Raw genomic sequence first — 7,510 nt, 5'->3', positions numbered from 1 at the left:
TGGGAGTCGATGATCGCTGCGGTGGGCTCGGCGGCGCGGCCCTCGCTCTCGCGTACTCGGGCCCGGAGCCGGTCGTGGTACTCGGCCAGGGCGCCGTTCTCGGCAGTGCGCTGGAAGTAGGCGTAGACGGCGGAGCGGGGCGGGAAGTCGGCCGGGAGCTGGCGCCACTTGCAGCCGCTGTCGTCGACGTAGCGGACCGCGTCGATGAGCTGGCGTTCGCAGTACCGGGCCGGGCGGCCGCCGCGGCCCTCCAGCCATGGTGGCGTGGGCAGTGCGGCGAGCGTGACCTCCCACTCCGCATCGGTCATGTCGCTGGAGTACACCGGCCGACGGTCGGTGTACTCGTGTGCGGAACCGTACAGGTGAGCGGCACAACGACACGCTGAGGCAGCGAAGTTGAAGCCAGTGCGGGACTCGCGGTAGAACTGCGACACCGGACCTCTGGCGATCGAGTTGCGTTGACACCTCTCGAGCACCCCGGCATCCAGCAGCTGGTGGACCTGATGCCACCGCTCGCGGGTGGTCTGTGCGCGCGTGCCCTCCCGCAGTGGCGGGCCGGCCTTGGCCCAGCAGGCGCTGTGGGCGCCGACCTCCTTCGACACAGCCTCGGCCAGGCCGTGCCACAGGTGCCAGCGGTCGCAGACCTGCACGATCCTCGGGTCGGCGTCAGTGGTGGCCTGGGCGAAGCCCCCGGCCCCATCCCGGCAGACGACCTCGATGCCGGGGTGGGCCTTCAGCCAGGTGGTGACCGTCTCCCTCTTCCGGTCCGGCAGTACCTCGATGCGCTCGCCGGTGGCGGCGTCGGTCAGGATGGTGGCGTAGTGGTGGCCCTTGCGCAGGGCGAACTCGTCGATGCCCAGCACTCGCGGGGCTGGTCGGGCGGGCAGTGTGATGCGCATCAGGCAGTTCAGCACGCTCGCCCAGGACAGCATGTGGTGCAGCACGCCCAGCAGGTGGGCTCCGGCCGATCCGGCCAGCGCCACGGCGACCGCATCGACCACCTTCTGCAGGGCCGGAGTTCGGCGCTGGTAACGCCGGGTCAGCCCCGCGACCTGCTCGACGAAGGTGACCTTCCTACAGGCGGGGTTCTCGCAGTACAGGCGGCGCACCGATAAGTCGATCACGACCGCACGGCCGCCCACCGCCTCGTCCGCGACATGCCGCACGTAACGCGAGTGCACCCAGTTGGACGCCTGTCCGCACCCCGGACACGCCGCCGGGTCGTCATCGCTGGTCCGGGCGGTGATCCGCAGCAAGTTCCCGCTGGCCTCCACGCGCTCGACCTGCACCGCGGCCAGCTGCGGCAGCAGGTCGCCCACCACGACAACACACTCTGCCAGCCTGCCACCATCAACAAGCCGACACTATAGGCAAGTTGAATCGATCACCGCCTATGAAAATCTTTAGCCGAAGACCGTACAGACTCCCGTTGGCTGGACAGACTCCCCTGGCAGACGGACGAGAGAGCTGAGGGTGCGGTGCCGTAGACGACCAGACGGCCGGGCCGGACGATCGTGGACTCGCAGACCGGATCGGTGCGCGCAGGGCCGAGGAACCTCGTCGTCATCTGCTGGGTGACGGACGGATCGTACGAATGTCGCCGCTCCCCGCCCATGGCATCGGGGAGCGGCGGCATCCTTTGGTGGCGGGAGGGCCGTCAGGCGAGGGTGACCTCGACCGGGAGGCGCTTGATGCCGTTGACGAAGTTGGAGCGGACACGGGGCACGTCGCCGGCCAGCCTGATGTCGGAGAGGCGCGGGATGAGCTCCTCGAACATGATGCGGATCTCCGTGCGGGCGAGGAGGTTGCCCAGGCACAGATGGGGGCTGCCCTTGCCGAAGGTGACGTGGTCGTTGTTGGCGCGGGTGACGTCGAAGTCGTAGGGGTTGCCGAAGACCTCCTCGTCGCGGTTGCCGGAGGCGAACCACATGACGACCTTGTCGCCCTCCTTGATTCGCTTGCCGCCGAGCTCGACGTCCCGGGTCGCGGTGCGGCGGAAGTGGTAGACGGGGGAGGCCCAGCGCAGGAACTCCTCCACGGCGTTCGGGATCAGCGAGGGGTTGTCCTTGAGACGGGCGAGCTGCTCGGGGTGCTGGATCAGGGCCAGCATGGCGTGGGACATGGTGTGGCGGGTGGTTTCGTTGCCGGCCACCACCAGCAGCAGGAAGTAGTTGTCGAAGTCCTGCGCCGAGAGCGGGACGCCGTCGCGCGGGGTCTCGTTGACGAGCCGGGAGACGATGTCGCTGCCGTCCTTGCCGCGACGCTGCCGGGCGAGTTCGCGGCCGTACTCGAAGACCTCCAGGGCGGCCGGGGAGCGGAACGGCAGATCGCGGTACTTCTCGCTCTCGGCGCTCTCCAGCAGCACGTCCGCGTAGTCGGGGTCGGTGTTGCCGACTATGCGGTTGCCCCAGGCGATGAGATGCTCGTTGTCCTCCGGCGGGACGTCGAGGAGGCGGGCGAGGACGTTGATGGGGAAGTCGGCGGAGACCTCGCGGACGAAGTCGAAGGTGCCCTTGGGGAGGGCGGCGTCCAGGGTCTGTGCGGTCAAGCCGCGCAGGAAGTCGCTGTAGCCGTTGATGACGTTCGCGCCGAACTGGCGCTGGATGACGCTGCGCAGGGCGCGGTGCCGGACGCCGTCCATCTCCAGGATGGAGGCGCGCTTCTGGATCTGGTCGTCGTCGACTTCTTCGAGGTTGACGAAGCGCGTGGAGGTGAAGGTCTCCGGGTCGCGGTCGACGGTGGCGATGTCGGCGTGCCGGGTGACGGCCCAGAAGCCGGAGTTGGGGGCGTCCTCGGGCGTCCAGTGCACCGGGTCCTCGTGGCGCAGGGTGTGGAACATCCGCCAGGGCTTGGTCGGGTCGGTGAAGTTGTCGAGGCCGGCGAGGTCGACCTCGCTCAGTGGAAGGGGCTCGGCGAGGCGGGCGCGCAGCTCGGCGCTGGTGGTCGGGGTGACGGGAACGGTGGGGCTGGTCACGGTTGCAGATCTCCTGAAGTGCTTCGGGCTCAGAGGTGGTAGGCGTACTCGGTGAACTCCCAATCGGTGACGTGCCGGCTGAAGCGCTCGGCCTCGTCTCGCTTGTAGGTGAGGAAGGACGTGGTGAAGTCCTTGCCGAGGAGGTCGGTCAGGGCGGTGTCCGCCTCCAGCGCGTCGAGCGCGGCCGGCAGGCTCATCGGCAGGACGGCGGAGCGGGCGGTGTCGTAGCCGTAGCCCTCCAGCGGCGCCGGGGGCTCCTCACCTGCCCGGACGCCGAGCAGGGCGGCGGCGATGACGCCGGCGATCAGCAGGTACGGGTTGGCGCTCGCGTCGCCGAGCCGCAGCTCCAGGCGCGCGCCGCCGCCGCGCTCCGGCGGGATGCGGAGCATGGCGCTGCGGTTGTCCAGGCCCCAGTCGATCAGCCAGGGCGCGAGGGTGTCCGGGCCGAAGCGCTTGTACGAGTTGACCGTCGGGTTCGCCAGTGCCGCGAGCGCGGGCGCGTGGGCCAGGATGCCTGCGACGGCGTGGCGTGCGGTGGCCGAGAGGCCGTAGGCGCCCGCGGGGTCGTCGAAGACGTTGCGGCCATCGTCGTCCAGGCAGGAGAAGTGGAGGTGGAAGCCGGAGCCGCCCGCGCCAGTAAACGGCTTGGCCATGAAGGTGGCGAGGTTGCCCTCTTGGCGGGCCAGTTCCTTGACCGCCGCCTTGAAACGGAAGGCGCGGTCGGCGGCGTCCAGGGCCTTTGAGTGGGTGAGGTTGATCTCGTACTGGCCGCCGTCGAACTCGTGGTTGCCGGTGACCACTCCGATGCCGAGGCCGCGCAGCTGCCGCAGGGTGCGCAGCAGATGGTTGCCGGGGTCGGCGCGCAGTCCGGCGGTGTAGACGGCGCCGGTGGTCTCCGGGGCGCGGCGCCAGCCGGTGGGGGTGCCGGGGGCGGGCTCCAGCAGGAAGTACTCCAGCTCGGGGCCGACGACCGGTTGCAGGCCGCCCCCGGCGGCGCGGGATAGCACGGCGCGCAGCAGGTCGCGCGGCGACTCGGCCGCCGGGCTCCCGGTGGCGGGGTCGGTGACCTCGCCGAGACAGGTGGCGACTCCGGGCTCCCAGGGGAGGGCGACCAGGGTGGTCAGGTCTGGGCGTACGGAGACGTCGGGCAGGCCCGCCTCCAGGCCGCCGGCGACCGGGACGACGTCGCCCTGGGGCGTGGTGTGGTAGACGGCCTTGCAGAAGGCCAGGCCGTGGTCGACCGCCGAGGGCAGGTGGTCCAGCAGTATGTCGCGGGCGCGGTCGGTGCCGATGAGGTCGGGGTAGATCACCCGGACCACGTCGATGCCCTCGGCGGCGAGCCGCTCCTGGTGCTGGCGGATGTCCGGGGTGTCAGATGCGCTCACCGATGTCTCCTTGGGCGGGCGGGATGGGCGGCGTGAGGGGAACCGGGCCGAGGCGGCCGCGGAGAGGACGGCCTCCGGCAATCCCAGTCGCTTGACCCCGAACGGTAGGGAGCCGGGCCACCGTCCCGCAAGAGGGTGGTGCAGGATATTTATCCATCCGGACAGCTATTGACCACCCGGGGGTCGTTTCCTATCTTGTTTGAAGCCAAACGAGTTGGGGGTTCGGTCTTCGCGCCGCTTTGGCCGGGGCCCGGTCGTCGCCGGCCGGGCCCTCTTTCCTCTTTCTCCCCCTCGCTCCGCCCCGACGCTCCCAACCCCAGGAGGACCGGCCATGAGGGTCGTCGTCGACATGAACAAGTGCCAGGACCACGGCCAGTGCGTCTTCGCCGCCCCCGATGTCTTCCAGATGGACGACAACGGCCACCTGGCCTTCGTCCCCGACCCGGACGAGGACCTGCGTGAAGAGGTCGAGGAAGCCGCGGACGTCTGTCCCCTGCAGGCCATCCGGATCGAGGGCTGAGCCCCATGACCGGACGCATCGTCGTCGCCGGCGCATCCATGGGTGGCCTGCGCGCGGCCGAGCAGCTGCGTGCCGCCGGCTGGACCGGCGCGATCACCGTGATCGGCGAGGAGCCTCACATGCCCTACAACTGGCCGCCGCTGTCCAAGGAGGTCCTGGCGGGCAAGGCGCCGTTCGAGTTCGCTGGCCTTCACCCCGAAGGCGGCCATCGCCGACGTCGAGTGGCGCCTCGGCACGAAGGTCCTCGCCGCCCGTCTGGAAGAGCGGACCGTCGAACTCGACGACGGCTCGCGGCTGTCGTACGACGGTCTGGTCGTCGCCACCGGCATGCGGCCCCGGCGGCTGCGCTGCGAGGGCCCGCTCGCCGGACGCCACACAGTCCGCACCCTCGCCGACGCCCAGGGCCTGCGCGAGGAACTGACCCGGCCCGGCGCCCGGGTCGTCGTGGTCGGTGGCGGCTTCATCGGCTGCGAGGTCGCGGCGACCGCCGTGGGCCTCGGGGTCACCGAGGTCACGGTCGTCGACCCGCTGCCGCTGCCCATGGTCGGCCCGCTCGGCGAACTGCTGGCCCGCGCGCTGCTCAAGCGGCACGAGGAGCGCGGGGTGCGCTTCGCGCTCGGCACGGGCGTTGCCGGGTTCGAGGGCGGCGACCGCGTCGCCGGCGTCGTCCTGAGCGACGGAACCGTCCTGCCGGCCGACGTGGTCGTGGAGTCGGTCGGCTCGGTCGCCAACACCGAGTGGCTGGGCGGCAACGGCCTCGACCTCACCGACGGTGTGCTCACCGACGGGCAGTTGCGCGTCGGCGGCCGGCCGGAGGTCGTCGCGGTCGGCGACGTGGCACGCTTCCCCAACGCCCGCTACGACGGCGTGCCTCGCCGGGTCTCGCACTGGTGCATCCCGACCGACACCGCCCAAGCACGCGGCGAAGGCCCTGGTCGCCCATCTCTCGGGCGAAGAGACGGAGCCAGCCCCGTTCGCCCCCCACGTTCTGGAGCGACCAGCACGAGTTCCGGCTGCAGTCCTTCGGCTCGCCCGTGCTCGGCAGGGACGACGTACGGGTCCTGGACGGCGACCCGGGCGGGGACGTACTGGTCGGCTACCACCACGACGGCCACCTCGTCGGCGTCGTAGCCCTCGGCGGTCAGGCCGCCGCGATGGTCGCCGCCCGATACCGCGCCCAGCTGCTCAAGCAGCCCGCCCTCACCGCGTAAGGAAACATCTGACATGACCGGTCTCCGTGGCTTCTTGCACCCCAAGACGGCGAGCGGCGCCTCGTCGCTGATCCCCTCGCCGCCCTGGCGGTACTCCGGCGACCTGCTGACCGTCGAGTACCGCACCGACCCCGACCGGGTACGCGAACTGCTGCCCGCTCCGCTGGAGCCCGCCGAGGAGGACCCCGGCGCCGTGGCCCTGATCTGGGCCGACTGGCAGTCCTGCTCGGACTCGGGGGAGGAACTGCTGGACCCGGTGCGCTCCCAGTACAAGGAGGCGTTCGCGGTCGTCCGCTGCACGTACAAGGGGCGGACGTACACCCGGTGCGTCTACATCTGGGTCGACAAGGACTTCGCGATCGGGCGCGGGCTGCACCAGGGCTACCCCAAGAAGCTGGGATCCATCCACCAGACCCGCCCGCACCCGTATGGCCCGGCCCCGCGCATCGAGGCGGGCGCACGCTTCGGCGCCACCCTCGCCGCCGCCGACCGGCGCCTCGCCCAGGCCATGGTGACGCTGCGGGAACCGTCGGAGACGAACGGCTTCGTCAACGGCCACCCCATGGCCCACCACCGCTGGCTGCCCTCGATCGAGAAGGGCAAGGGGCTGGCGCTCGACGAGCTGATCGAGTCCGGGGCGGCTTCCTTTGAGGGCGGGCAGCCGTGGGTCGGCGACGCCGAGCTGGAACTGTTCGAGGCGCCCACCGAGGAACTGGCCCGGCTGGAGATCCGGGAGCCGATCGCCGCGTACTACCGGCAGGTCGGCGTGGTCTGGGACGGCGGCCGCCTTCTGGAGTCGAACACCTCCGGCGCCGAGTGACCCGCGTACGACATCAAGGACCTGGAGACCGGACACCATGACCGAACAGCACACCCTCACCGTCGCCGGGGTCACCGTCGACGCACGGCACTGGATCGGCGGCGAACGCGTCGCCTCCACCGAGACGTTCACCGATGTCTCGCCGATCGACGGAAGCGTGATCGGTGAGATCTCCCGGGGTACGGCGAGGGAGGCCGTGGCCGCCGTGGCCGCCGCGAAGGCCGCCTTCCCCGGCTGGGCCGCCACCCCGCGCGCCGAGCGGGCCCGCCTCCTGCATGCCATCGCCGACGGCGTCGACAAGCGCCGCGAGGACCTGGCGATCGTCGAGACCACCGACAACGGCGCGCTGCTGCGCTCCCACCGCCGGGGCGTGATGCCGCGCGTCGCCCACAACTTCCGCTTCTTCGCCGACTGGCTGCTGCAGCTCGACCACGAGGACTTCCCGACCCGCGGGCACACCAACCACGTCAGCTGGGACCCGGCCGGCCCCTGTGTGCTGATCACGCCGTGGAACGCCCCGCTGATGCTGGCCACCTGGAAGGTCGCCCCGGCCCTGGCCGCAGGGAACACCGTGATCCTCAAGCCCGCCGAGTGGTCCCC

General features: G+C 70.9%; 6 protein-coding genes and 1 pseudogene. 4 read left to right on the top strand and 3 right to left on the bottom strand.

The annotated features are described in order from the left end of the window. The 3 genes from ACWC9T_RS39785 to ACWC9T_RS39775 form a co-directional block, all read right to left on the bottom strand. Nucleotides 1–1,322, bottom strand: a 1,322-nt coding sequence (locus ACWC9T_RS39785; RefSeq protein ID WP_449825921.1) for an ISL3 family transposase, incomplete at its 3' end; no start/stop codon positions are given. 335 nt (nt 1,323–1,657) lie between these two features. After that, a complete protein-coding gene (locus ACWC9T_RS39780) occupies nt 1,658–2,929 on the bottom strand; it encodes a cytochrome P450 (RefSeq protein WP_449825922.1) in 1,272 nt (423 codons plus the stop codon). Between the two features lie 74 nt (nt 2,930–3,003). Continuing rightward, nucleotides 3,004–4,359, bottom strand: a complete 1,356-nt coding sequence (locus ACWC9T_RS39775; RefSeq protein ID WP_449825920.1) for a glutamine synthetase family protein — start codon at nt 4,357–4,359, stop codon at nt 3,004–3,006. A 331-nt stretch (nt 4,360–4,690) separates the two neighbouring features. On the opposite strand from ACWC9T_RS39775, the gene ACWC9T_RS39770 reads away from it, so the two are divergent. From ACWC9T_RS39770 to ACWC9T_RS39755, 4 genes and pseudogenes are all read left to right on the top strand, one after another. Continuing rightward, nucleotides 4,691–4,879 carry a ferredoxin gene (locus tag ACWC9T_RS39770; protein ID WP_449825919.1) on the top strand — a complete coding sequence of 63 codons (189 nt, stop codon included), beginning with the start codon at nt 4,691–4,693 and terminating at the stop codon, nt 4,877–4,879. Nucleotides 4,880–4,884: 5 nt separating this feature from the next. After that, nucleotides 4,885–6,090: pseudogene (locus tag ACWC9T_RS39765) on the top strand (NAD(P)/FAD-dependent oxidoreductase). Nucleotides 6,091–6,103: 13 nt separating this feature from the next. Then, a complete protein-coding gene (locus ACWC9T_RS39760) occupies nt 6,104–6,910 on the top strand; it encodes an acetoacetate decarboxylase family protein (RefSeq protein ID WP_449825918.1) in 807 nt (268 codons plus the stop codon). Between the two features lie 37 nt (nt 6,911–6,947). Then, a partial coding sequence (locus ACWC9T_RS39755; RefSeq protein WP_449825917.1) for an aldehyde dehydrogenase family protein occupies nt 6,948–7,510 on the top strand: 563 nt, incomplete at its 3' end.

The sequence above is a fragment of the Kitasatospora sp. NPDC001159 genome, assembly GCF_053598235.1.
This window is presented reverse-complemented; position numbering and strand designations above follow the sequence as displayed.

Bases quoted from the DNA above. Each gene is read 5' to 3' on its own strand.
- ACWC9T_RS39770 (WP_449825919.1), top strand. From the start codon at position 4,691: ATGAGGGTCGTCGTCGACATGAACAAGTGCCAGGACCACGGCCAGTGC.
- ACWC9T_RS39760 (WP_449825918.1), top strand. From the start codon at position 6,104: ATGACCGGTCTCCGTGGCTTCTTGCACCCCAAGACGGCGAGCGGCGCC.